This is a genomic window from Nocardioides sp. BGA-UO-ETr-FS32, from assembly GCF_059567905.1.
The window spans coordinates 181625-203615 of sequence record NZ_JCAQOX010000013.1; the positions used below are offsets into that span (position 1 = coordinate 181625).

The following is a 21991-nucleotide window of genomic DNA, read 5'->3' on the forward strand; positions in this document are numbered from 1 at the left end:
CCGAGCGCCTAGCCTGCTGCCTGTGCCGACCCCGACCCCGCGGATGACCGCCGATGCCCCCATCGGCATTTTCGACTCCGGTTTCGGTGGGCTGACCGTCGCGCGCTCGGTGATCGACCAGCTGCCGCACGAGTCGGTGGTCTACCTCGGCGACACGGCGCGCCAGCCCTACGGCCAGAAGCCGATCGGCGAGGTCCGCGAGTACGCACTCGAGTGCCTCGACCACCTCTACGCGCGGGGCGTGAAGGCGCTCGTCATCGCGTGCAACTCCGCCAGCGCCGCGATGCTCCGCGACGCCCGCGAGCGCTACGACGTGCCCGTCGTCGAGGTGATCCTCCCGGCTGCCCGCCGCGCCGCCGCCGCGACCCGCAACCGCAAGGTCGGCGTCATCTGCACCCGCGCGACCGCGAGCTCGATGGCGTACGACGACGCGTTCGCCGCGGCACCCCACCTCGACCTGCACATCCAGGCGTGCCCGCGCTTCGTCGACTTCGTCGAGCAGGGCGTGACCGGTGGCGACGAGCTCCTCGCCGCCGCCCACGAGTACCTCGACCCTTTGGTGGAGGCCGGGGTCGACACGCTGATCCTCGGCTGCACCCACTACCCGCTGCTGACGGGGGTGATCTCGTACGTCATGGGTGACGAGGTCACGCTGGTGAGCTCGGCGGAGGAGTGCGCCAAGGACGTCTACAAGATGCTCGCGAGCACCGGGCTGATGCGCGCGGACGGCGAGCCCGACTACACGTTCGCCACCACCGGGAGCCCCGAGGACTTCGCGACCGTCGGGCGCCGCTTCCTCGGCGCGGAGCTGCTCAGCGCCACCCAGTTCGCCGGAGGCACCCGATGAGTGCCGGGATGCAGCTCACCATCGTCGGGTGCTCGGGCTCCTACCCCGGCCCCGAGTCCGCTGCGAGCTGCTACCTCCTCGAGGCCGACCACACCCCGGAGTCGGGGGAGACCCGCACCTGGCGGATCCTGCTCGACCTCGGCAACGGCGCCCTCGGCCAGCTCCACCGCTACGTCGACCCGCTGGCCATCGACGCGGTCTTCCTCAGCCACCTGCACGCCGACCACTGCCTCGACCTCTGCGGCTACTACGTGATGCGCAAGTACCACCCCACCGGCGCGCAGCCGCAGATCCCCGTGTGGGGTCCGGCCGGCACGGCCGCGCGGATGGCCCGCGCCTACGACCTGCCCCTCGAGCCGGGGATGAACGAGGAGTTCGAGTTCCTCGAGCACGGCGCCTCCGGCACGTCGGTGGAGGTCGGTCCCTTCTGCGTCGAGGTCCGCGAGGTCGTGCACCCCGTCGCGGCGTACGCGCTCAGGGTGACCGCCGGCGGCCGCACCCTGGTCTACTCCGGCGACACCGGGCCGTGCCCCGAGCTCGACGAGCTCGCCGGTGGCGCCCACCTGCTCCTGGCCGAGGCGTCCTTCCGCAGCGTGGACGACAACCCGCCCGACCTGCACATGACCGGGGCGGACTGCGGGCGTACGGCGTCGGTGGCGGGCGTCGAGCGCCTCGTGCTCACCCACGTCCCGCCGTGGCACGACCCCGCGGACGCCGAGGCCGAGGCACGGGGCGAGTGGTCCGGGCCGGTCGACGTGGCCCGCGCCGGAGCGACCTACGCGATCTGATCAGACGAGGCCCGCGTCGTGGACGACCATCGCGACCTGCACCCGGTTGGTGGAGTCGAGCTTGGTCAGCAGCCGCGACACGTGTGACTTCACCGTGGGGATCGAGAGGTAGAGCTCCGAGGCGATCTCGGAGTTGCTGAGCCCGCGTCCGACGCACACGGCGACCTCGAGCTCGCGCTCGGTGAGCACGGCCAGCCGGTCCGCCGCGGAGGTCGTCCGGTCGTCGGGCCTGGTGCCCCGCAGGCGCGACACCAGGCTGCGGGTCGCCGAGGGCGACAACATCGCGTCGCCCGCCGCGACGGTGCGGATCGCACCGACGATGTCCCCGGGCGGGGTGTCCTTGAGCAGGAAGCCGTCGGCCCCCGAGGCGACCGCCCGGAGCACGTGGTCGTCCGCGTCGAACGTGGTCAGCACGACGACGGCGGGCGGCGACGGTCGCGAGTGGAGCACCCGAGTCGCCTCGAGGCCGTCCATCACTGGCATGCGGATGTCCATCAGCACGACGTCGGGCTGTGTCTGCGACACCAGGGCCAGGCCGGCCTCCCCGTTGGGGGCCTCGCCGACCACCTCGATGTCGGACTGCCCGCCGAGCATCAGCGACAGCGCCGATCGGACCAGCGGGTCGTCGTCTACGAGCAGCACGCGGATCACGCCGACCACGGTAGCCAAGCCTCCAGCACGAACCTCGACCCGTCGGTGCGCTGGTGCAGGCGACCGCCCCGCAGCTCGGTGCGCTCGCGCAGGCCCACCAGCCCGAGCCCGGCGCCCGGCGTCGCGGACGTACGCCCACCGATCGGGTTCGACACCACCACGGTGATGCCCCTGCTCGGGTCGCCGCTGGAGCGGATCTCGACCTCGGCGCCGGGGGCGTGCTTGCGGACGTTGGTGATGCCCTCCTGCACGATCCGGTAGACGGTGCGCCCCGTGGCCGGCGGCACCGGGACCGAGGCGTCCAGCTCGTCGGCGAAGGCGATGTCCATCCCGAGGGACACCTCCTCCGCGACGAGGGCCTCGATGTCGTCGTACGTCGGCTGCGGGCGCGCCGTCGGCGGGCCCGGGTCGTCCGCGCGGAGGACGCCGAGCACGTCGCGCAGCTCGTGGAGGGCGTCGTTGGCATGCCGCTGGATCTGGCCGAGCCCCTCGCGGAGCCGGTCGCCGGCGAGGTCGTCGCGGAAGGCGAGCGCGCCGGCGTGCATGGACACCTGCGTGATCCGGTGCGCGAGCACGTCGTGCATCTCGCGTGCGATGCGGGCGCGCTCGGTCGAGCGCGCCTGGGCGAGCCGCAGCTCCTGCTCCAGCTCGGCTCGCTCGGCGCGGTTGCGCAGACTCCACAGGAGCTCGCGGCGCGAGCCGATGTAGAGACCCCAGCCCATCATCCCGGCGTTGACGGTGAGGTTGACGAGGGTGGTGATGAGGTAGTCGTTGTCCGGGATCGGGGCGATCGTCGTCCAGGTCTGGGCGGCCACGAAGTTCGTGGTGCCGACCAGCACGACCTCGCGGAAGCGGCGCCGGGTCGCGACGGAGACGGCCGCCAGGGTGGCGGGTCCGGCCGCGATCCCCGAGAACGCGCTCATCGCCGCGATCACCAGCGCGACGCGTACGGGAGCGCGGCGCCGGAAGTGGACCAGGACGAAGGCGGCGGCGCCCAGCGCGACCTCGGCGGTGAAGAGGAGGCGGTTCTCGCGCCACTCGATGCCCGCCACCGTCTGCCAGACCGCTGCGGAGAAGACGAGACAGAGCGCATAACGCCATGCGTGGGACACCCAGGTCAGCTCGGGCCGGGTGTCGGGGACGGCGGGTCGCTGCTCCACGGGCGCCAGCGTAGCCAGCACATTTCCTACTTTGGTCTGCATTGACATGGCCTGACGGCCGATGACGTCCCCGGCCGTGACGCGCACGCTGGTGGCACCACCGCGCGGAGGGAGCTGCGCGGCGTGGGGCCGCGCAGCATGACGGTCCCACGGGGGAAGGGGCTTCGAGCCGGGTCCGGTGACACACGGGGGTGACCGGACCCGGCTCAGCCGCGTCTAGGGTCGTGCCATGACTTCTGCCGCACCCGGATCCACCTCGCGTGCCGACGGCCGCGCCGACGACGAGCTCCGTCCGATCACCATCACCCGCAACTGGCTCGACCACGCGGCCGGGTCCGTGCTCGTGGAGTTCGGCGGCACCAAGGTGCTCTGCGCCGCGTCCGCCTCCGAGGGCGTGCCGCGCTGGCGCAAGGGCTCGGGCCTGGGCTGGGTCACGGCCGAGTACGCCATGCTCCCCGCCGCGACCAACACCCGCTCCGACCGCGAGTCGGTCAAGGGCCGCATCGGTGGCCGCACGCACGAGATCTCCCGCCTCATCGGCCGCTCGCTGCGCGCCGTCATCGACTACCAGGCGCTCGGCGAGAACACGATCGTCCTCGACTGCGACGTCCTCCAGGCCGACGGCGGCACGCGCACCGCCGCGATCACGGGAGCGTACGTCGCCCTCGCGGACGCGGTCGCGCACCTGCGCGGCCAGGGTGCCCTGACCGGCGAGCCCCTCACGGGATCGGTCGCCGCCGTCAGCGTCGGCATCATCGACGGCGTCCCGCGTCTCGACCTGCCCTACGTGGAGGACGTCCGCGCCGAGACCGACATGAACGTCGTGATGACCGGCGAGGGCAAGTTCGTCGAGGTGCAGGGCACCGCCGAGGGCGCTGCCTTCGACCGCGCCGAGCTCGACGCGCTCCTGGCGCTGGCCGAGAAGGGCTGCGCCGACCTGACCCGGCTCCAGCAGGAGGCCCTCGCTCGATGAAGGTCTTCCTCGCCTCGGCCAACGCCAAGAAGATCCTCGAGATGCAGCGCATCCTGTCCGAGCACGTGCCCGGCATCGAGGTGCTCGGCATCGGCGACGTCGAGGGCTACGTCGAGCCGGTCGAGGACGAGCCGACGTTCGCAGGCAACGCGTTGCTCAAGGCCCGCGCCGGCGTCGCGGCCACCGGCCTGCCCTCGGTCGCCGACGACAGCGGCCTGTGCGTCGACGCCCTCAACGGCATGCCGGGGGTGCTGTCCGCGCGGTGGTCGGGCCGGGTCCTCAGCGACAAGCGGTCGGTCGACATCCGCAACAACGAGCTCCTGCTCGACCAGCTCCACGACGTGCCCGACGGGCGCCGCGGCGCCCACTTCGCGTGCGCGGTCGCCTGGGTGCTGCCCGACGGTCGCGAGCGCGTCGTCGAGGGTCGGATGGACGGCCGCATCATCCGCGAGCAGCGGGGGAGCGGGGGCTTCGGCTACGACGTGGTCTTCGTCGCGGTCGAGCACGACGCCGAGGACCTCACGTCCGCCGAGCTCGGGCCGGGGGAGAAGGACCTGATCTCGCACCGGGGCCGGGCGCTGCGCGAGCTCGCGCCGTACGTCGCCGCGGACCTCAGCGACGCCGGGTGAGGCGCCAGAGCGTCCACACCTGGACGCAGACGTAGGCGACGAGCAGCACCTGGACGACCGTGAACGCCCAGTCGGGCCAGCCGCCCTCGGTCACGCAGGTCGGCGGCACGGTCGAGCTCACGGCCCCGTTCGGGCCGACCTCGGTCGAGACCGCCTCGGCGCTGCATGTCGTCGTGCCGCCGGACACCGGGACGAGGAGCACGGTGACGACCACCGGGAGCCCCGTGGCGAGGGCCGCCAGCCCCCAGGCCTTCTGCGCTCCCCACCAGACCCGTGACACCGCGAGCAGCACCACGCCCGCCAGCCAGAGCAGGACGGCGAGGGGGAGGATGACGAACAGGAGCTCCGCGCCCACCAGGCCGACCAGCGCCAGGATCTCGACGGCGCCGAACCGCGGCTCCTGTGTCGGCGGTGCTCCGGGGTGGGTCGCCGGCCCGCCGGCGGCCGAGACCAGCTCCTGCGGCGTGCCGAGGCGGTCGAGCACGTCGCGCACGGCCGCCTCGTCCGCCTGGTCCGGGATGGCCTCGCGGAGGTGGTCCGCGATGTCGGTGACCAGGTCGTCGGCCTCGTCGTCGGTGAGGACTCGAGCCGCCACGCGCAGGCGGTCCAGGTAGCCCAGCGCGAGCGGGTGGAGGTCGGTGGCGGCAGTCATGGGGTCCCCTTCTGGAGCAGCTGGTCGACGGAACCGGCGAACCCGGCCCAGGCGGTGCGGAACGAGTCGAGCGCGGCCTGCCCGCGGTCGGTCAGGGCGTAGTAGCGACGAGGCGGGCCGGCGGGGGACTCACGCCAGGCGGTGCTCACCAGCTCGTCGCGCCGCAGTCGGCTGAGCAGCGGGTAGAGGGTGCCCTCGCTGGCGAGGAGGCCTGCCTCGGACAGCTCGGTCACGAGGTCGTAGCCGTAGCGCTCGCCCGACTGGAGCAGGGCGAGCACGCAGTGCTCCAGCACGCCGCGGCGCAGCTGCGTGAGTGCCGCTTCGCCTGTCGCCATGTAGAAAGGCTAGCCGCAAGGTACCTTGCGGCACAAGATAGAGGTCTCCCGGTCAGGCGTCAGGCAGAAGCGCTCTCGCGAGCCTCGACCTGCTTGCTGACCCACATGCCCCACAGGGCGGCGAAGAGGAACATGATCAGCGAGTAGACCGCCGCCGGCACGGAGATCTCTACCTCGTCGAGCACCTCGACCGCGACGAAGATCGCGAGGGTGGCGTTGTGCACCCCGACCTCCATCGACGAGGCGATGGCCTGCGGGCCGGTGACGCCGAGCGCCTTCGGCACGTAGTAGCCGACCACCAGGCTGATCGCGCAGAACAGGGCGGCGATCAGGCCGACGTCGGCGATGTAGTCCCCGACGTCCTCCCTCTGGTCGAGCAGGATCCCGAGGACCAGGATCGCGAGGATCACCGCCGACCCGATGCGTACGGGCTTGTCCATCCGGCGCGCGAAGCCGGGCGCCCGCTTGTTGACGAGCATGCCGATGCCGACGGGCAGCAGGATCAACGCGAACACCTTGACGATCTCGACCAGCGGCATGGACACGTCGTCCTGCCGGTCGTACCAGGCGATCGCCAGGCCGGTGATCAGCGGCAGCGTCACGACCGCGATGACCGTGTTGATCGCGGTCAGGGTGATGTTGAGGGCGACGTCGCCGCGGAACAGGTGGCTGAACAGGTTGGCGGTCGTCCCGCCGGGTGACGCAGCGAGCAGCAGCATGCCGATGCCGAGCAGCGCGGGCAGGTCGAACAGCACGACCAGGCCGAAGCAGATCGCCGGCAGCAGGACGACCTGGCACCCGAGCGCGACCGCCACCGCCTTCGGTGCCCGGCCGACCCGCTTGAAGTCGCCGACCGTGAGGTCGAGGCCGAGGCCGAACATGATGATCGCCAGCGCGAGGGGCAGCCCGACGGTGGTCAGAGCGGAATCCATGCGCGGACCCTAGTGGTGACGGGGGTCACAGGGGAGGAACTCGCGCGAAACCTGGTGCCGAAGGCGGGAGTCGAACCCGCACGCCCGAAGGCACACGGACCTAAACCGTGCGTGTCTGCCTGTTCCACCACTCCGGCAAGGGCGACAGTCTAGGAGGTGGCGGCTGCCTGCGACGGCGGCAGGGCGGTCGTACACTGGACGGCCAGGGTGTGCGGGGCCGCCGGTGATCCGATGGCTGTCTCGGGACAGGCAGCAGAGGCTGGAATCCGTATGGCAACCACGAGGTCGACGGCGTCGGGGCGGGGCGTCCTGCCCGCTGAGCTGACCAGCTTCGTGGGCCGACGACGCGAGCTGGCCGAGACCCGGAAGCTCCTGGCCGGCAGCAGGATGCTCACCCTGACCGGCGTCGGTGGGGTCGGCAAGACGCGACTGGCCCTCCGGATCGCGGCCGAGGTCCGGCGCACCTTCCCCGACGGGGTCTGGTTCGTCGAGCTGGCCGCCCTCCGCGACCCCCAGCTGCTCCCGCACACCGTGGCGAACACCCTCGAGCTGCGCCAGGTCTCCGCGGACCCTGCCGGCGACCTGGCTGCCTACCTCGAGAAGAAGAGGCTCCTGGTGGTGCTCGACAACTGCGAGCACCTGACCGACGCGTCCGCGGTGCTGGCCGGCAAGCTGCTGGCTGCCGCGCCCGACCTGCGCATCATCGCCACGAGCCGGCACGTGCTCGGCGTCGAGGGCGAGCAGATCCTCGTCGTGCCACCCCTGTCGACGCCCGATGCCCAGGTGAGGGCGGGCGACGCGGCCCACTACGACTCCGTCTCCCTCTTCCTGGACCGCGCCGCCGCCGTGGCACCCGACTTCGAGCTCGCGGACGGCAACCGCGACGCCGTGGTGGAGCTGTGCCGGAGGCTCGACGGCATCCCGCTGGCGATCGAGCTCGCCGCGGTGTGGTTGCGCACGCTCTCGCCGGTGCAGATCCTCGAGCGCCTCGAGGACCGGTTCCGGTTGCTCACGACCGGCCGCCGTGGCGCGCCGGCGCGGCAGCAGGCACTGGCCGCGACGATCGGGTGGAGCTACGAGCTCTGCTCACGCGCGGAGCAGCTGTTGTGGGCGCGGCTCTCGATCTTCTCCGGTGGCTTCGACCTGGAGGCGGCCGAGGACGTCTGCAGCGGCGGGGAGATCGCGCACGAGGAGGTCCTGAACCTGGTCGCGAGCCTGGTCAACAAGTCGATCCTGGCCCGGATCCAGGCGACCGAGCACACGACCGCCTGGTACCAGATGCTCGAGACGGTCCGGCAGTACGGCGCGGAGCGGCTCGACGAGGAGGAGCGGCGGGCGCTGCAGGTCCGACATCGCGACCACTACCGGTCCCTGGCGCAGCAGTACGACGCCGAGAGCTTCGGGCCCCGTCAGGCGGACTGGTTCATCCGGCTCCGGCGCGAGCAGGGCAACGTACGAGCCGCGCTGGAGTTCTGCCTCTCGGACCGCGCGGAGGCGGCCGCTGCCTTCGAGATCGCCGCTCCCACCTGGAACTTCTGGTTCGCCGGCTTCCTGCGGGAGGGCTACCGCTACCTCCTGCAGGCGCTGGACCTGGCCGCCGAACCGACCAGGGGCCGGGCCTACGCGCTGTGGGCCGCGAGCTACCTGGCGATGTTCGCCACCGAGTTCGACCGCAACGCCGCGATGCTCGCCGAGTGCGCCGAGATCGCCGCAGGCCTGGACGACGCGCGGCTGACCGCGCGCATCAAGGAGTGTCGCGGGCACGCGACCCTCTACCAGGGTGACCTGCCCACCGCGATCACCCTCCTGCTGGAGGCACGTGCCGAGTTCCGCGCGGTCGGCGATCCCCTCGGCGAGTTCGACACGCTGATCCTGCTGACCGCGGCCATGTTCTTCCTCGACGACCCGCGGGTCGCCGAGTTCAGCCGCGAGGCCCTGGCCCTCGCGGATCGACACGGCGCGCTGTCGTCGAAGGCCTACGGGCTGTGGAGCGTCGGCGTCGCCCAGTGGCGGGCCGGGAGGTACGACCGGGCGGTCCGCTCGCTCCGCGAGTGCGTCCGGCTCTTCCGGCCGATGCGCGACCTCACCGGCATCAGCTTCGGCGTCCAGGCGCTGTCGTGGTGCGCCGCGTCCACCGCACCCGACGAGGCGGCGGCCCGGATGCTCGGTGCCTCGCAGGCGGTCTGGCGCACGAGCGGGGCGAAGGTCGACGAGACCAACGCCTACGGCGCGTTCGACCAGCGCTCGCAGGTCCGGGTGCGCGAGGCGATCGGCTCCCCGGCGTACGAGGAGGCGTTTGTGGAGGGTGCGGCGTACTCCTTCGAGCAGGCGGTGTCGCTGGCCCTCGGGGAGGCGCCCGACGGCGGAGACGCGGCCACCGGGTCCCGCCGCGGGCCGCGCGAGTCGGGCGGGCTGACCCGGCGTGAGCGGGAGGTTGCCGGGCTGCTCGCCGAGGGATTGAGCAACAGGGAGATCGCGACGCGGCTCGTCATCTCCCAGCGCACCGTCGAGACCCACGTGGACCACGTCCTGGGCAAGCTCGGCATCACCTCGCGCGCCCAGGTCGCCAGCTGGGTGGCCGAGCAGCAGGCTCGCTGAGCCGCGACCCGGACTACGTAGTCCCGCGCATCTCCGTAGTGATCTCCGTACCTCTTCGGATGCCGGGGGCCGTGCCATGCGTGAGCGTTCACATACGCCGTTCCCCGCCATCCGACGACTCCCCTGATGTCCACCCTGACCCTTGCTCCCGCTGTTTCCCCCGGCAGCGACGAGCGGTCTCGTGGCAGCCGCGGGTGGTGGCGGAACGGCGTCACCCACCAGGTGCGGAGCGAGGAGATGTCATGAGGCACCGCCCACTGCTGCTCGGCTACATCCGTACGGACGTCGTCGGCGACCGCGAGGACCTCTCCCGGGTGGAGGCCGGTCTCCGGGAGTGCGCAGACCGCGAGGACTTCTGCCTCGGCACCGTCTACGTGGAGCAGCGCCACGACCCCGGCGCGTTCCACGCCCTGATGGCCGAGGTGAGCCGCGAGGAGGCCGTCTGGGGAATCGTCGTCCCGGACCTGCGCCATGTGGGCGCGGTCGAGCAGCTCATCCTGGACCGGCACGAGGCGGGCTCGCGGATGGCCGTGCTCGTCGCCCTCGTTGCCCCCCGTACCGGCGGACCTGGCGCCTCCCAGCCTGCGCGCCAGGTCTGCCGTTCCACCTGATGCGCCGGTCCCGCGCCGCCCGGGATCAGTCGAGCCCCAGGTCCCGCCGCAGCTTCGCGACGTGCCCGGTGGCCTTCACGTTGTACTGCGCGAGCTCGAACTTCCCGTCCTCGTCGATGACGAAGGTGGAGCGGATCACACCCTCGACCTCCTTGCCGTAGAGCTTCTTGGTGCCGTACGCCCCGTAGGCCCGGTGGACGGCTAGGTCCTCGTCGGAGAGCAGGGTGAGCGTGAGGGAGTCGCGCTCGCGGAACTTCGCGAGCTTGGCCGGCTTGTCCTTCGACACCCCGAGGACCTCGTAGCCGGCACCCCGCAGGGAGTCGAGCGACTCCGAGAAGTCGCAGGCCTGCGTGGTGCAGCCCGGGGTCATCGCGGCGGGGTAGAAGTAGAGGATCACCTTCTTGCCGCGCAGGTCCGCGAGGCTCACCTGCTCCTCGGTGTCGCTGGTGAGGGTGAAGTCGGGTGCGGTGTCGCCGATGGCGAGCCGGTCGTCGGCCATGAGGTCTCCTGGTGGGTCGGGTCGGTGTGGAATGGCTGGTGCCGAATGGTTGTTGCAACACCATTGCAATAAGGTCGAGGAGTGCCGGCCCGGTACCGGGGGGTCCGCGGCCGGCCACCAGACATCCAACCAGCCCACCCAGGAGTGAGACGTGCACGTGCCCGACGGCTTCCTCGACGCCCCCACCTCGGTGGCCACCGGCGTCGTGGCTGCAACAGCGGTCGCCGTGGCGCTCCGCGGTGCGCGACGCGAGCTCGACGACCGTACGGCTCCCATGGCGGGACTGGTGGCGACCTTCGTGTTCGCCGCGCAGATGATCAACTTCCCCGCCGGCGCGGGCACGAGTGGGCACCTGATGGGTGGTGCGCTGGCCGCGGTGCTCGTCGGCCCGTGGACCGCGGTGCTGTGCCTGTCGGTCGTGCTGGTGGTGCAGGCGCTGCTCATGGCCGACGGCGGGATCACCGCGCTCGGCACCAACATCACCCTCATCGGCATCGTGACCGTCGCGGTGGGCTGGGCCGTGTTCGTCGTGCTGCGCCGGGTGCTGCCCAAGCGCCTCGACCTCGTCGCCCCTGCGGCTGCGGTCGGTGCCCTGCTCAGCGTGCCGGCCGCCGCGCTGGTCTTCACGGGCCTGTTCGCCATCGGCGGCAACGCCCCCGTCGACCTCGGCGCGGTCGTCACCGCGATGCTCGGCTGGCACACGGTGATCGGCATCGGGGAGGCGGTGATCACCGGTCTGGTGGTCGCCAGCGTCGTCGCCGCCCGTCCCGACCTCGTCCACGGGGCGCGTCCCCTGATCGCCGAGCGCGAGCTCGTGACCAGGAAGGTCGTGCCGCAATGAGCACCCGCCGCTTCTTCGCCGTGGCCCTCGTGGTGAGCCTGCTCGTCGCGGGCGTCGCCAGCTACTACGCCAGCTCGCACCCGGACGGTCTCGAGCACGTCGCCGAGCAGACAGGCTTCATCGACTCCGCGGAGGACTCCGCGACGGCCGACAGCCCGCTCGCCGACTACGAGACCTCCGGCGTCGACGACCCCCGCATCAGCGGCGGCCTCGCCGGAGTCATCGGCGTCGTGGTGATGCTCGTCCTGAGCACGGGCCTGTTCTGGCTGGTCCGCCGCCGCGAACCCGCCGACGGCACGCGCTGATGGGCGCGGGGCACGGGCACCGGCTGCACTTCCACGCGCACAGCCCTGTCCACCGCGCGCCGGCGCACCTCAAGGTGCTGGCGCTGCTGGGATTCATGCTGGTCGTCGTCGCGACCCCGCGCCAGGCGTACGCCGTGCTCGCCGTCGAGGCGCTCGTGCTGCTCGGCGTCATCGGTGTCTCGCGGGTTCCGCTGCGCTACCTGCTGCCACGGATGGTGGTGGAGGTGCCGTTCGCCGTGTTCGCCGTGCTGATGCCGTTCATCTCCCACGGCCCGCGCACCGAGGTGCTCGGCGTGAGCGTGTCCGAGCCGGGGCTCGTCGCCGGCATCGCCCTGCTCGTCAAGGGCAGCATCGGCGTGCTCGCCTCGCTCACGCTCGCCGCCACGACCGAGCCCCAGGACCTGCTCCGCGGCCTCCAGCGGCTCCGGATGCCCGAGCTGGTCGTGCAGATCATGGGCTTCATGATCCGCTACCTCGACGTGGTCACCGCCGAGCTGGGCCGGATGATGACCGCACTCCGCTCGCGCGGCTGCGACCCCCGATCGCCGCGGCACTGGCCGGTGCTGGCGCGCTCGCTGGGCGCGCTGTTCATCCGGTCCTACGAGCGCGGCGAACGCGTGCACCTGGCCATGCTGTCGCGCGGCTACGACGGGAAGCTGCCCCAGCTGGAGAAGACCTCGTGAGCACGCCCGTGCTGGACGTCCGCGGGCTCGCCTTCGCCTACCCCGACGGCCACCAGGCGCTCTTCGGCGTCGACCTCCACGTGCACCGCGGCGAGCGCGTCGCGCTGCTCGGCCCCAACGGCGCCGGCAAGACCACCCTCGTGCTGCACCTCAACGGCATCCTCACCGCCGGCAAGGGCTCGGTCACGGTGAGTGACCTCCCCGTCGCCAAGGAGCACCTCAAGGAGATCCGCCGCCGGGTCGGCGTCGTCTTCCAGGACCCCGACGACCAGCTCTTCCTCGGCACGGTCCGCCAGGACGTCGCGTTCGGCCCCGCCAACCTCGGGCTCAAGGGGCCCGCGCTCGACCGTCGGGTGATGGACGCCCTGGACCGCGTCGGGATGGCCGACTTCGCCGACCGCCCGCCGCACCACCTCTCGTACGGCCAGCGCCGCCGCGTCGCGGTCGCCACGGTCCTCGCGATGGAGCCGGAGGTCCTCGTCCTCGACGAGCCGTCCTCCAACCTCGACCCCGCGTCGCGGCGCGAGCTGGCCGAGATCCTGCGCAGCCTCGACGTCACCGTGCTGATGGTGACCCACGACCTGCCCTACGCCCTCGAGCTCTGCCCGCGCAGCGTCGTGCTCAGCGAGGGAGTCGTGGTCGCGGACCGGCCGACCTTCGACGTGCTCACCGACGAGGCGCTGATGGCGGCCCACAGGCTGGAGCTGCCCTGGGGATTCGATCCCCGGCGCATTGATAGCCTTCCCGGGTGACCCAGGACATGAGCGCGCTCGAGCGCGAGATCGAGGAGACGCGCCAGCGGCTCGCCTCGACCATCGACCAGCTCGCCCACCGCGCCCACCCCAAGACCATCGTCGGGCGGCAGGTGGTTACGGTGAAGTCCCACTTCGTCGAGCTCGACACCGGCGCCCCGCGCACCGACAACATCCTCAAGGCCGCCGGAGCGGTCCTCGGGGTCGTGGTCCTGTTCGCCGTCGTCCGCAAGGTCGCGCGCTGAGCGCCGTGCCGGGCACCGGGGGCATGAGGGCCGCCCCGATCAAGATGCTGCACGACCGCCTCCTCGTCGAGGTCGACCAGGAGGCCGGCGAGCGCCGCTCGACCGGCGGCATCGTCATCCCCGCGACGGCGGCGATGGGTGCGCGGCGTCTGGCGTGGTCGCGCGTGATCGCGGTCGGGCCGCACGCCCGTGCCGTCGAGGTCGGTGACCGGGTCCTGTTCGACCCGGAGGACAAGGCGGAGGTCGAGGTGCACGGCGAGGTCTACGTGGTCATGCGCGAGCGCGACGTCCACGCCGTCGCCGCCGAGCGCCTCGAGGGCGGCTCGACGGGCCTCTACCTGTGAGCGCCCTCCCCGGGAGCCACCGCTGATGGGTTACCTCGTCAAGCAGTCGCACCGCGCGCCCGCGGTCACCGTGCCGGTGCCGGTGGACGCGTCGCTGCCCCGCGCGTGCGTGATCGGCGCCGGCTCGTCGGGCATCGCCGCGGCCAAGCACCTCCACCTCGCCGGCATCGGCTTCGACTGCTTCGAGATGGGCAGCGACATCGGGGGCACGTGGGTCCTCGACAACTCCAACGGCCAGTCGGCCTGCTACGACACCCTCGAGATCAACACGTCCTGCGCGCGCATGGCCTACTCCGACTTCCCGATGCCGGAGGACTACCCGCCCTACGCCCGCCACGACCAGGTCGCCGCCTACTTCGACCGCTACGTCGACCACTTCGGGTTCCGGCACACGATCACCTTCGACACGACCGTGGAGGACGTCTCCCGCTCCGGCGACGGCCGCTGGGACGTCCGGATCACCGGTCCCGGCGGCACCGAGACCCGGACCTACGACGCCGTGCTGGTCGCCAACGGCCACCACTGGGACCCGCGCTGGCCCGAGCCGGCCTATCCCGGCACGTTCGACGGCGAGCAGATCCACGCCCACGACTACCGCTCCGCCGAGCAGCTCGCCGGTCGCGACGTCGTCGTGGTGGGTGCCGGCAACTCGGCGATGGACATCGCCGTCGAGTCGTCGCTCACCGCGCGTACGACGACGTGGTCGGTGCGGCGTACGGAGTGGGTGCTGCGCAAGTTCTTCCTCGGCAAGCCGAGCGACCAGGGCCTGCTGCCACCGGGGTGGGTGCCGTGGTGGGTGACCGCCACGCGCCTGCGCATCGGCGCGATGGCGGCGGGCAGCATGACGAAGCACGGCCTCCCCGCGCCGACACACAAGCCGGGCCAGTCCCACCCCGTGCAGTCGGAGCGGATCCGCGAGCGGCTCGCGGCGGGTGCGGTCACGGCCCGGCCGGGGATCGAGCGCCTCGACGGCGACCGGGTCGTGTTCGTCGACGGCTCGAGCGCGCCGGCCGACCTCCTGGTGTGGGCCACCGGCTACCGGGTCAGCTTCCCCTTCTTCAAGCCCGAGCTCGTCGCCGCCGAGGACAACGACCTGCCGCTCTGGAAGCGTACGGTCCACCCGGACCTGCCGGGCCTCTACTTCCTCGGCCTGATGCAGCCCCTCGGCGCGGTGATGCCCCTGGCGGAGGCCCAGGCGGCGTGGATCGCCGAGACCCTCGCCGGCCGCTACGTCGCGCCGCCCGACGCGGCCGTCCGCCGGCAGATGGCCGCCGAGCACGCGCGCAACAAGAAGCGGTTCTACGCCTCTCCCCGCCACACGATGGAGGTCGACTTCGACCACTACCTGTGGGACCTCGCGCGCGAGCGCAAGAAAGGACGTTCCCGTGCTGCGTCGTAGGATCGCCGGACTCGTCCTGCGCGCCGTCAGGTGGAAGGCCGTCGGCGAGGTGCCGCAGCGCGGCGTGCTCGTGGGGGCGCCGCACACCTCCAACTGGGACTGGGTGCTGACCATGCTCCTGGCCTGGAAGTACGGCATCACCATCCGGCTGCTGGTCAAGCAGGAGCTCTTCGTCGGCCCGCTCGGCTGGCTGCTGCGCCGCACCGGCGCGGTGGAGCTCGACCGCAAGAACCCGGCGCGGACGATCAAGGAGCTGCTCGCCGAGGCCGAGGGCGACGACCCGTGGCTGATCGGGATCGCCGCAGAGGGGACGCGCTCGCGCGGCGAGCACTGGAAGTCCGGCTTCTACCGAATCGCCCGCCAGACCGGGCTGCCGATCACGCTCGCCTTCATCGACGTGCCCTCGCGCACGGTCGGTTGGGGCCCGACCTTCCACCCCACCGGTGACGTCGGTGCCGACATGGACCTGGTGCGCCAGTTCTACGCGGACAAGACCGGCTTCAAGCCGGAGAACTTCACGCCGCCGAGGTTGCGCGAGGAGGGCTGAGACCGCCCACCCCACCATCCCTCCGGGTGTGACCCGGTGTCGCCGACCCTCCGCGAAGGCTAGGTTGAGGGCACAACCGAAGGGAGCATGAAATGGCATTTCTGCTGTGGATCCTTGCCGTCATCCTCGTGGTGGCCGGCATCGTCTCGTTGATCAGGGGTCAGATGCTCTGGGGCATCGTGCTCATCATCGTCGGGCTGCTCGTCGGCCCGGGTGGTGTCAGTCTCTTCACGTAGGAGCACCCTGCGGGAGAGAACATTCGAGGAGCCGGTCCGAGCGGACCGGCTCCTCGCTTGTCAGTCGGTCGGCGGCGGAGGCGGGGTCGGTGCGCCGCGCGGCGGGGAGATCTTCGCGGCCAGCGTGCGCTCGCGCGCGCCGGTCTCCCCGGACTCGGTGGGGCCACCCACCCGCTCCCGGTGCGGAGCCGGGTCCCACCCGGTGTCGACCACGCGCTTCTGCCACATGATGGCCGCACCGAGGATGCCCGCGCCGACGAGGACGATGAGCGGGATGCCGGCAGCGCCGAGGAGCGCCGGGTAGCCCGTCGCGATGCCGACCCAGCCGAAGTCCGTGTCGCCGAAGGTGGTGTTGGCGTCCCCGAAGTCGCCCAGCACCTGCAGCAGCAGGGCCGGCAGGAACGTGATGAGCAGCCCGTTGAGGAACCCACCGACGAGGGCCCCGACCCGTCCGCCCGAGGCGTTGCCGTAGACACCGGCGGCGCCACCGGTGAAGAAGTGCGGCACGAGGCCGGGCAGGATGAGGGCCAGGCCCAGCCAGGGGTTGAGCCACACCGACAGCACGGCCAGCCCGACGAGGCCCCCGGTGAAGCTGGAGAGGAAGCCCAGGAGCACCGCGTTCTGGGCGTAGGGGAACACGATGGGGGCGTCGAGGGCCGGGATGGCACCCGGCACGGCCTTCGCGGCGATGCCCTGGAAGGCCGGCACCAGCTCGGCCAGGATGGTCCGGACACCGAAGAGGATGACCGCGACCGCGACACCGAACTGGAGGCCCTGGGTGACCGACTGCATGACGTAGTCGCCCACCCCCGTCGCGCCGCCCTCGAACGCCTCGAAGGCCGTCTCGCGGCCGCGACGCGCCAGGAGGGCCACCGCCAGCACGACGTACATGACCACCATCGACAGTGCGGTCGCGACCATCGAGTCACGCAGGAACCGGAGCGACTCGGGCAGGCGGAGGTCCTCGGTGGAGCGGCTGTTCCGGCCGATCCGCGACCCCACCGCTCCGGCCGCGACGTAGGCCGCGGTGCCGAAGTGGCCGATGGCGATGCTGTCGTCACCGGTGATCCGACGGGTCCACGGATGGGCGAAGGCCGGCAGGGCGACCATGAGGATCCCGAGGACGAGCCCGCCGAGACCGACGACGACGGCAGGTGCGTAGTCGGCGGAGGCGAGCACGATGGTGAGCAGGGTCGCCATGAACAGCATGTGGTGACCGGTGAGGAACACGTAGCGCAGGGGCGTGAACCGGGCGAGCACGAGGCTCACCGCGAAGCCGAGGATCATCAGCCACGAGACCTGCGCGCCGTACTCCGCCTGGGCGATGCCCGCGATCGCCTCGTTGGTCGGCACCACCCCCTGTGCTCCGGTCGCGCCCTCGATCATCACCCCGAGCGGGGCGAGCGAGGCCACGACCAGGGTGGCGCCGGCCCCGATCAGGAGGAATCCCAGCGTCGCCTTCAGGGCGCTCCCGACGACCTGGCCGACGGGGCGACGCAGTGCCGCGAGCCCCACCGCCGTGATGATGCCGATGAGGAAGGCCGGGACGCTGAGGACCTCGTTGACGACGAATTGCGCTGCGGTCAGGAGCCAGTCCATGTCGATCTCTCCCTGGTGCCTCTAGATGTCGTACGACGCGCGAAGTGCGGCGTCGATCTCGCGTTGGCTGGTGAAGTTCTCGATCACGACGAGGGGTACGCCGACGTCCCCGAGCGCGCGGGCGATCTCGCCCGAGGTGAGGATCAGGTCGGCGTCCTTGGCCTTGCCGCGTGCCGAGACCGTGTCCGTGGCCTCGACGGTGATCAGGCCGCCCCAGCCCCACCGGTCGAGGACCTGCTCGAGGGTGTTCTTCAGGAACAGGCTCGTGCCGAGGCCGTTGCCGCAGACGGTCAGGATGTGGTCGCGGGTACGGCCCCCGCTGTCGGGTCGTGCCCGCTCTGTGTCGTCGGGTCGCGTCCGTTCCGTGTCGTCGGGTGGCGTCCGTTCCGTGTCGTCGGGTGGCGTCCGCGCCGTGTCGTCGGACGCGGCCACGGCGCCGGTGGAGGTGTCCCCGCGGAGGATCGCGTGCACCTCCGCGGCCGACGTCGCCTCGTCGAGCGACTCCCGGAGCGAGGTGTCGGTCATGACGGTGGCGAGCGAGGCCATCGCCTGCTGGTGGGTCGAGCTGTCGGTCGCTGCCAGCGCCACCACCAGGGTGACGGGATCGTTGGCGCGGCTCCCGAACTCGACCGGAGATGCGAGCCGCACCCACGACATCCCGGTCCGGTGGACGGCCTCGGACGGCCGCGCGTGCGGGAACGCGAAGCCCGGGGCGAGCACGATGTAGGGCCCGTTCTGGTGCACGCTGTCGACCATCGCCTGGGTGTACGCCGGTGCGGCGACGCCGGCCGACTCGAGGAGGCGGCCGGCCAGGCGGATGGCGTCCTGCCAGTCCTCGGCCTCCTCGTCGAGGGCGATCGTGTCGGGGGTGAGGAGGTCGCTGAGTGCGGTCACAGGCGCTCCTCCGCCGCGAACGCAGCCAGCACGTACTCCTCGGCGGCGTGGTTCCAGATGTTGTCCTGCTCGGCGCAGATCTCGGCGAGCCGGGCGAACCGCTGGTCCTGGGCGGCGTGGGCCTCGAAGTCGGCGATGGCCGTGAGGTCCATGTCGACGTGCGGGTAGATGAGGATCTTCCCGCCCGTGAAGGAGGGCAGGTCGGACAACGCGTCGGGCACGGCTTCCAGCCCGCCGACGTGCGTCACCATGCGCGAGGGGTTGATCGCGCCGGACGCGGACAACGCCAGGCTCTCCTCCATGTCGCTGCGCGAACCGCCGGAGGTGCCCACGAGGTGGGTGCTCTCGTAGTGGATGTTGTAGAGGTTGAGCGAGGCGGAGAAGGTCCCGTCGGTCGGACCGGCGAAGAAGTTGAGGCAGCCGTCGTGGGCGAGGACGGCGTCGCCGGCCTCGACGAGCTCCGTGATCGCGGCGAACACCACGACGTCGTCGAAGCCGTCCGGGGAGATCGCGCGCAGCGCCTCCACGGGGTCCTGGCCGCTCGCGTCCACCACCTCGAGACGACACCCGCGTCGGCGCGCCTCCTCCGCGGGGAAGAGCGTGCGCAGGCGCTCCAGCCGCTCCGCGTCGACGTCGACCGCCACCACGAGGCTCGGGGTGAACGGCCCGTGGAGGGCGTAGTCGAGCGCCCCGATGCCCATGGCGCCGCCACTGCCGAGGAGGGCGAGCCGCCCGCCGGGCTTCAGCCCCATGTGGTGCTCCCACACGAGCGGCTCGGTGTGGTAGTTGGACCGGAACGCCCCGATGATGCAGGACATCGGCTCGGCCAGCGACCCGTTGGCGTAGTAGCCGTCGTCGTACGGCAGCACGCAGCCCTTCTCGACGGCGATGGCGGGGACGATGCAGTACGTCGCGTCGCCGCCGAAGTAGGGATAGCTGTAGCCGGGGGAGTACCCGCTGGGCAGGCCCATGGTGGGCAGGATCGCCACGCTCTGGCCGACGGTGAACCTGTCGGTGAGCTCGTCACCGACCTCCTCGAGCACGCCGGCGAACTCGTGGCCGGTGATGACGGGGTCCGAGGAGATCGTGTCGGGGACGCGCTTGTGGTCGCTGCCCAGGGACATGGCCTTGTAGGTCGAGAGGCACATGCTGCTGCTCACGACCCGGAGCAGGAGCTCGTCCGGCCCGATGTCGGGGAGCCCGAACTCGCTCACCGCCACCTTGTGGGTCCCGTGGATGCGCGCCGCGCGGGTCAGGCGCCTCTGCATGGGCTCGTGGTGGTCACTGCTCGGCATCGGTGGTGGTCCTCTCGGTCAGGCGCTGGCTGAGCGCGTCGAGTGCGGGATCGCCCAGGTAGCTCTGGATGGTGACGATCTCGACGTCCGGTCGCGCCGCCCGGGCGCGGTGGGCGAGGTCCTGGTGCACGACGACCAGGTCGGCGTCGGCCGGGACGGACTCGATCGCCGCGTGGGTCACGGTGACGTCGTCGCGACCGGCGTCTCGCAGTCGCTTGCCGAAGGCGCTCGAGCCCATGGCGCTGCTGCCCATCCCGGCATCGCAGGCGAAGACGACCCGGCGTACGTCCGCCGCGGCGCCCGCGCTGCCGTGCGAGCCGCCCACGAGCGCTCGGCGTGCTCCTCCAGGTCCGACTGCTCGTCGTCGCCGGGCTTGCGCCCGAGCTTGAGGATCCCTGCGGTGATGACGAAGCTCACCGCGGCGGCGACGAGGACACCCGCGACGACGCCCAGGTGGTTGCCGGGCGGGGTGAGGGCCAGGTAGGCGAAGATCGAGCCCGGGCTCGGCCCGGCCGTGAGGCCCACGCCGAACGCCATGAACGTCGCAATGCCGGAGGCGCCGCCGGCGATCATCGCGATGATGGTCGACGGCTTCATGAGCACGTAGGGGAAGTAGATCTCGTGGATGCCGCCGAGGAAGTGGATGATCACCGCTCCCGGGGCGCTGTCGCGGATCACCCGGTTGTGTCCGAAGAGCCAGAAGGCCAGCAGCAGCCCGAGACCCGGGCCGGGGTTGGACGCCACCATGAAGAAGATCGACTTCCCCTCGTCGGCGGCGACCTGCAGGCCGAGCGGGTAGTAGATGCCCTGGTCGATGACGTTGTTGAGGAACAGGACCTTGGCCGGCTCGTTGAGGATCGAGAGCAGGGGGAGGGCGCCGGTGTCCACGAGCGCGTTGATCGCCCGGAGGAGCTGGTCGTTGAGCGCGCTGATGACCGGGCCGATGACGCGGTAGGAGGCCACGATCAGTCCCAGGCCCAGGAAGCCGAGCGTGAAGTTGTTGACGACCATCTCGAAGCCGGAGCGGATCCGGGGCTCGAGGACCCGGTCGACCTGCTTGATCAGCCAGGCGCTGAGCGGACCCATGATCATGGCGCCCAGGAACATCGGGATGTCGGCGCCGACGATCAGGCCGATCGTGCCCACCGCTCCCGCGACGCCACCGCGATGGCCGTGCACCAGCTTGCCGCCGGTGAAGGCGAGGAGCAGCGGGAGCACGTAGGTGATCATCGGCCCGACGGGCTTGGCCAGGTCCTCGTTGGGCAGCCAGCCCGTCGGGATGAACAGGGCGGTGAGCAGGCCCCAGGCGATGAACGCCCCCACGTTGGGGATCACCATCGCGGTCAGGAACCCGCCGAACGCCTGGACGCGCGCTCGCAGGCTCGTTCCGGCCTCGGCGGGGAGGCCACCTTCGATCGATTGACTCATCACATCTCTCCTTGCTGGATGGATCCGTCGGCCTGGACCACCAGCGTCAGGTCGACCTTGCTGAAGTCGGAGGAGCCCATGACCCGCTGGACGTTCAGCCGGTCGCTGCGCTCGTAGAAGTCCTCGGCCTCGGCCGGGGTGAGGCCGCCACGGACCTTCCGCTCGACCAGGCGCTCGCGCAGCAGGTCGGGGTCGGCCGTGAGGAGCACGACGTAGTCGGCATGGGTCGCGAGGTCCCGCCAGCCCGGCTCGTCGAGCAGCAGCCAGTTGCCCTCGACCAGCACCAGGTCGGCGCTGAGAGGGTGCGTGCCGGGTACGACGTCGTGCACCCGGCGGTCGTACGTCGGCCAGACCACGTCTCGGTCCGCAGAGGCCGCGAGGTGCCAGGCGAGCCCCTCGACGTCGAAGGTCTCCGGAGCACCCTTGATCGAGCTGAGCGGGACCGTTCCGTCGGCGGTGCGGAGGTGGTGCGCCTCCAGGTGGCTCTGCGGGAGGTGGAAGCCGTCGATGCCGACGACGTCCATCTCGGTCGGCTCCGGGCGGCGGCGACTCCCGGCCTCGGCCAGGACCGTGGCCAGCGTCGACTTCCCCACGCCGGGCGGACCGACCAGGAACGTGAACGCCCGCCGCTGGGCCCGCGGACGCGCGGCCACCTCGGCGAGTGCGGGGAGCAACGTCTCCTCGACCAGCCCTCGGTCGACGTCGACCTCCACCTCCAGGCCGTTCACGAGCATCTGCCGAACCTCCA

27 protein-coding genes and 1 tRNA gene are annotated in these 21991 nt (G+C 71.6%); 15 read left to right on the forward strand and 13 right to left on the reverse strand.

Annotated elements, in window-relative coordinates:
• Positions 1 to 43 precede the first annotated feature (43 nt).
• Positions 44 to 847 carry a glutamate racemase gene (murI, locus tag AC57BS_RS06010; protein ID WP_496411251.1) on the forward strand — a complete coding sequence of 268 codons (804 nt, stop codon included), beginning with the start codon at positions 44 to 46 and terminating at the stop codon, positions 845 to 847.
• Positions 848 to 855: 8 nt separating this feature from the next.
• Positions 856 to 1635, forward strand: coding sequence for an MBL fold metallo-hydrolase (locus AC57BS_RS06015; RefSeq protein WP_496410538.1), 780 nt, complete (start codon positions 856 to 858; stop codon positions 1633 to 1635).
• Here AC57BS_RS06015 and AC57BS_RS06020 read toward each other — a convergent pair whose 3' ends face one another.
• Positions 1636 to 2286 carry a response regulator gene (locus AC57BS_RS06020; protein WP_496410539.1) on the reverse strand — a complete coding sequence of 217 codons (651 nt, stop codon included), beginning with the start codon at positions 2284 to 2286 and terminating at the stop codon, positions 1636 to 1638.
• Complete coding sequence (locus AC57BS_RS06025) at positions 2283 to 3446, reverse strand: sensor histidine kinase (protein WP_496410540.1); 1164 nt, start codon at positions 3444 to 3446, stop codon at positions 2283 to 2285. Before AC57BS_RS06025 ends, AC57BS_RS06020 begins: the two co-directional genes overlap by 4 nt.
• A gap of 229 nt (positions 3447 to 3675) precedes the next feature.
• On the opposite strand from AC57BS_RS06025, the gene rph reads away from it, so the two are divergent.
• Both rph and rdgB read left to right on the forward strand, forming a co-directional pair.
• Positions 3676 to 4419: a ribonuclease PH gene (rph, locus tag AC57BS_RS06030; RefSeq protein ID WP_496410541.1), complete on the forward strand. Its 744-nt coding sequence runs from the start codon at positions 3676 to 3678 to the stop codon at positions 4417 to 4419.
• Complete coding sequence (gene rdgB / locus AC57BS_RS06035; RefSeq protein WP_496410542.1) at positions 4416 to 5048, forward strand: RdgB/HAM1 family non-canonical purine NTP pyrophosphatase; 633 nt, start codon at positions 4416 to 4418, stop codon at positions 5046 to 5048. Before rph ends, rdgB begins: the two co-directional genes overlap by 4 nt.
• Here the strand turns inward: rdgB and AC57BS_RS06040 are convergent.
• The 4 genes from AC57BS_RS06040 to AC57BS_RS06055 form a co-directional block, all read right to left on the reverse strand.
• The gene (locus AC57BS_RS06040; protein ID WP_496410543.1) at positions 5032 to 5700 is read right to left on the reverse strand and encodes an HAAS signaling domain-containing protein; all 669 of its coding nucleotides are present in this window, start codon (positions 5698 to 5700) and stop codon (positions 5032 to 5034) included. The two genes, rdgB and AC57BS_RS06040, sit on opposite strands and share 17 nt — an antisense overlap.
• Complete coding sequence (locus AC57BS_RS06045; RefSeq protein ID WP_496410544.1) at positions 5697 to 6035, reverse strand: PadR family transcriptional regulator; 339 nt, start codon at positions 6033 to 6035, stop codon at positions 5697 to 5699. The genes AC57BS_RS06040 and AC57BS_RS06045 overlap by 4 nt, the downstream gene beginning before the upstream one ends.
• 59 nt (positions 6036 to 6094) lie before the next feature.
• Positions 6095 to 6967: a bile acid:sodium symporter family protein gene (locus AC57BS_RS06050; protein ID WP_496410545.1), complete on the reverse strand. Its 873-nt coding sequence runs from the start codon at positions 6965 to 6967 to the stop codon at positions 6095 to 6097.
• Positions 6968 to 7019: 52 nt separating this feature from the next.
• Positions 7020 to 7104: transfer RNA gene (locus tag AC57BS_RS06055), tRNA-Leu, on the reverse strand.
• Positions 7105 to 7237: 133 nt separating this feature from the next.
• Between AC57BS_RS06055 and AC57BS_RS06060 the strand changes: the two genes are divergently transcribed.
• A complete protein-coding gene (locus AC57BS_RS06060) occupies positions 7238 to 9565 on the forward strand; it encodes an ATP-binding protein (protein ID WP_496410546.1) in 2328 nt (775 codons plus the stop codon).
• Positions 9566 to 9807: 242 nt separating this feature from the next.
• Positions 9808 to 10176, forward strand: a complete 369-nt coding sequence (locus tag AC57BS_RS06065) for a hypothetical protein (protein WP_496410547.1) — start codon at positions 9808 to 9810, stop codon at positions 10174 to 10176.
• Between the two features lie 25 nt (positions 10177 to 10201).
• On the opposite strand, the gene bcp is transcribed toward AC57BS_RS06065, so the two are convergent.
• Positions 10202 to 10675 (reverse strand): thioredoxin-dependent thiol peroxidase, encoded by a 474-nt coding sequence (bcp, locus tag AC57BS_RS06070; protein ID WP_496410548.1) that lies wholly within the window; start codon positions 10673 to 10675, stop codon positions 10202 to 10204.
• Between the two features lie 151 nt (positions 10676 to 10826).
• Between bcp and AC57BS_RS06075 the strand changes: the two genes are divergently transcribed.
• From AC57BS_RS06075 to AC57BS_RS06115, 9 genes are all read left to right on the forward strand, one after another.
• A complete protein-coding gene (locus AC57BS_RS06075; protein WP_496410549.1) occupies positions 10827 to 11516 on the forward strand; it encodes an energy-coupling factor ABC transporter permease in 690 nt (229 codons plus the stop codon).
• Positions 11513 to 11821: a PDGLE domain-containing protein gene (locus AC57BS_RS06080; protein WP_496410550.1), complete on the forward strand. Its 309-nt coding sequence runs from the start codon at positions 11513 to 11515 to the stop codon at positions 11819 to 11821. Before AC57BS_RS06075 ends, AC57BS_RS06080 begins: the two co-directional genes overlap by 4 nt.
• Positions 11821 to 12504 (forward strand): cobalt ECF transporter T component CbiQ, encoded by a 684-nt coding sequence (gene cbiQ, locus AC57BS_RS06085; protein ID WP_496410551.1) that lies wholly within the window; start codon positions 11821 to 11823, stop codon positions 12502 to 12504. Before AC57BS_RS06080 ends, cbiQ begins: the two co-directional genes overlap by 1 nt.
• Positions 12501 to 13256 (forward strand): energy-coupling factor ABC transporter ATP-binding protein, encoded by a 756-nt coding sequence (locus AC57BS_RS06090; RefSeq protein WP_496410552.1) that lies wholly within the window; start codon positions 12501 to 12503, stop codon positions 13254 to 13256. The genes cbiQ and AC57BS_RS06090 overlap by 4 nt, the downstream gene beginning before the upstream one ends.
• A complete protein-coding gene (locus AC57BS_RS06095) occupies positions 13253 to 13501 on the forward strand; it encodes a DUF3618 domain-containing protein (protein ID WP_496410553.1) in 249 nt (82 codons plus the stop codon). Before AC57BS_RS06090 ends, AC57BS_RS06095 begins: the two co-directional genes overlap by 4 nt.
• Before the next feature lie 23 nt (positions 13502 to 13524).
• Positions 13525 to 13845, forward strand: coding sequence for a GroES family chaperonin (locus AC57BS_RS06100; protein ID WP_129456041.1), 321 nt, complete (start codon positions 13525 to 13527; stop codon positions 13843 to 13845).
• Positions 13846 to 13870: 25 nt separating this feature from the next.
• Entirely contained in the window at positions 13871 to 15244 is a 1374-nt protein-coding gene (locus tag AC57BS_RS06105) for a flavin-containing monooxygenase (RefSeq protein WP_496410554.1), read from the forward strand.
• Positions 15231 to 15791 (forward strand): 1-acyl-sn-glycerol-3-phosphate acyltransferase, encoded by a 561-nt coding sequence (locus AC57BS_RS06110; RefSeq protein ID WP_496410555.1) that lies wholly within the window; start codon positions 15231 to 15233, stop codon positions 15789 to 15791. The genes AC57BS_RS06105 and AC57BS_RS06110 overlap by 14 nt, the downstream gene beginning before the upstream one ends.
• 92 nt (positions 15792 to 15883) lie before the next feature.
• A complete protein-coding gene (locus tag AC57BS_RS06115) occupies positions 15884 to 16027 on the forward strand; it encodes a GPGG-motif small membrane protein (RefSeq protein WP_165356137.1) in 144 nt (47 codons plus the stop codon).
• Between the two features lie 60 nt (positions 16028 to 16087).
• Here AC57BS_RS06115 and ulaA read toward each other — a convergent pair whose 3' ends face one another.
• From ulaA to AC57BS_RS06145, 6 genes are read right to left on the reverse strand one after another with little or no spacing between them, the layout of a single operon-like run.
• The gene (gene ulaA, locus AC57BS_RS06120) at positions 16088 to 17626 is read right to left on the reverse strand and encodes a PTS ascorbate transporter subunit IIC (protein ID WP_496410556.1); all 1539 of its coding nucleotides are present in this window, start codon (positions 17624 to 17626) and stop codon (positions 16088 to 16090) included.
• Between the two features lie 21 nt (positions 17627 to 17647).
• On the reverse strand, positions 17648 to 18520 hold the full coding sequence (locus AC57BS_RS06125) for a PTS sugar transporter subunit IIAB (protein ID WP_496410557.1): 873 nt from the start codon (positions 18518 to 18520) through the stop codon (positions 17648 to 17650).
• Positions 18517 to 19788, reverse strand: coding sequence for an alcohol dehydrogenase catalytic domain-containing protein (locus AC57BS_RS06130; RefSeq protein ID WP_496410558.1), 1272 nt, complete (start codon positions 19786 to 19788; stop codon positions 18517 to 18519). Before AC57BS_RS06130 ends, AC57BS_RS06125 begins: the two co-directional genes overlap by 4 nt.
• Positions 19789 to 19801: 13 nt before the next feature.
• Positions 19802 to 20068: a hypothetical protein gene (locus tag AC57BS_RS06135; RefSeq protein ID WP_496410559.1), complete on the reverse strand. Its 267-nt coding sequence runs from the start codon at positions 20066 to 20068 to the stop codon at positions 19802 to 19804.
• Entirely contained in the window at positions 19993 to 21243 is a 1251-nt protein-coding gene (mtlA, locus tag AC57BS_RS06140) for a mannitol-specific PTS transporter subunit IIC (protein WP_496410560.1), read from the reverse strand. Before mtlA ends, AC57BS_RS06135 begins: the two co-directional genes overlap by 76 nt.
• Positions 21243 to 21977 (reverse strand): nucleoside/nucleotide kinase family protein, encoded by a 735-nt coding sequence (locus tag AC57BS_RS06145; RefSeq protein WP_496410561.1) that lies wholly within the window; start codon positions 21975 to 21977, stop codon positions 21243 to 21245. The genes mtlA and AC57BS_RS06145 overlap by 1 nt, the downstream gene beginning before the upstream one ends.
• Positions 21978 to 21991: the final 14 nt, after the last annotated feature.

What these genes read in the sequence shown, in the direction of transcription:
- AC57BS_RS06015 (WP_496410538.1), top strand. Translation starts at nt 856, where the DNA reads ATGCAGCTCACCATCGTCGGGTGCTCGGGCTCCTACCCCGGCCCCGAG.
- AC57BS_RS06135 (WP_496410559.1), bottom strand. Translation starts at nt 20,068, where the DNA reads ATGGGCAGCAGCGCCATGGGCTCGAGCGCCTTCGGCAAGCGACTGCGA.
- AC57BS_RS06040 (WP_496410543.1), bottom strand. Translation starts at nt 5,700, where the DNA reads ATGACTGCCGCCACCGACCTCCACCCGCTCGCGCTGGGCTACCTGGAC.
- AC57BS_RS06050 (WP_496410545.1), bottom strand. Translation starts at nt 6,967, where the DNA reads ATGGATTCCGCTCTGACCACCGTCGGGCTGCCCCTCGCGCTGGCGATC.
- AC57BS_RS06145 (WP_496410561.1), bottom strand. Translation starts at nt 21,977, where the DNA reads ATGCTCGTGAACGGCCTGGAGGTGGAGGTCGACGTCGACCGAGGGCTG.
- rdgB (WP_496410542.1), top strand. Translation starts at nt 4,416, where the DNA reads ATGAAGGTCTTCCTCGCCTCGGCCAACGCCAAGAAGATCCTCGAGATG.
- AC57BS_RS06130 (WP_496410558.1), bottom strand. Translation starts at nt 19,788, where the DNA reads ATGCAGAGGCGCCTGACCCGCGCGGCGCGCATCCACGGGACCCACAAG.
- rph (WP_496410541.1), top strand. Translation starts at nt 3,676, where the DNA reads ATGACTTCTGCCGCACCCGGATCCACCTCGCGTGCCGACGGCCGCGCC.
- cbiQ (WP_496410551.1), top strand. Translation starts at nt 11,821, where the DNA reads ATGGGCGCGGGGCACGGGCACCGGCTGCACTTCCACGCGCACAGCCCT.
- AC57BS_RS06080 (WP_496410550.1), top strand. Translation starts at nt 11,513, where the DNA reads ATGAGCACCCGCCGCTTCTTCGCCGTGGCCCTCGTGGTGAGCCTGCTC.
- AC57BS_RS06105 (WP_496410554.1), top strand. Translation starts at nt 13,871, where the DNA reads ATGGGTTACCTCGTCAAGCAGTCGCACCGCGCGCCCGCGGTCACCGTG.
- mtlA (WP_496410560.1), bottom strand. Translation starts at nt 21,243, where the DNA reads ATGAGTCAATCGATCGAAGGTGGCCTCCCCGCCGAGGCCGGAACGAGC.
- AC57BS_RS06060 (WP_496410546.1), top strand. Translation starts at nt 7,238, where the DNA reads ATGGCAACCACGAGGTCGACGGCGTCGGGGCGGGGCGTCCTGCCCGCT.
- bcp (WP_496410548.1), bottom strand. Translation starts at nt 10,675, where the DNA reads ATGGCCGACGACCGGCTCGCCATCGGCGACACCGCACCCGACTTCACC.
- AC57BS_RS06045 (WP_496410544.1), bottom strand. Translation starts at nt 6,035, where the DNA reads ATGGCGACAGGCGAAGCGGCACTCACGCAGCTGCGCCGCGGCGTGCTG.
- murI (WP_496411251.1), top strand. Translation starts at nt 44, where the DNA reads ATGACCGCCGATGCCCCCATCGGCATTTTCGACTCCGGTTTCGGTGGG.
- AC57BS_RS06100 (WP_129456041.1), top strand. Translation starts at nt 13,525, where the DNA reads ATGAGGGCCGCCCCGATCAAGATGCTGCACGACCGCCTCCTCGTCGAG.
- AC57BS_RS06115 (WP_165356137.1), top strand. Translation starts at nt 15,884, where the DNA reads ATGGCATTTCTGCTGTGGATCCTTGCCGTCATCCTCGTGGTGGCCGGC.
- ulaA (WP_496410556.1), bottom strand. Translation starts at nt 17,626, where the DNA reads ATGGACTGGCTCCTGACCGCAGCGCAATTCGTCGTCAACGAGGTCCTC.
- AC57BS_RS06065 (WP_496410547.1), top strand. Translation starts at nt 9,808, where the DNA reads ATGAGGCACCGCCCACTGCTGCTCGGCTACATCCGTACGGACGTCGTC.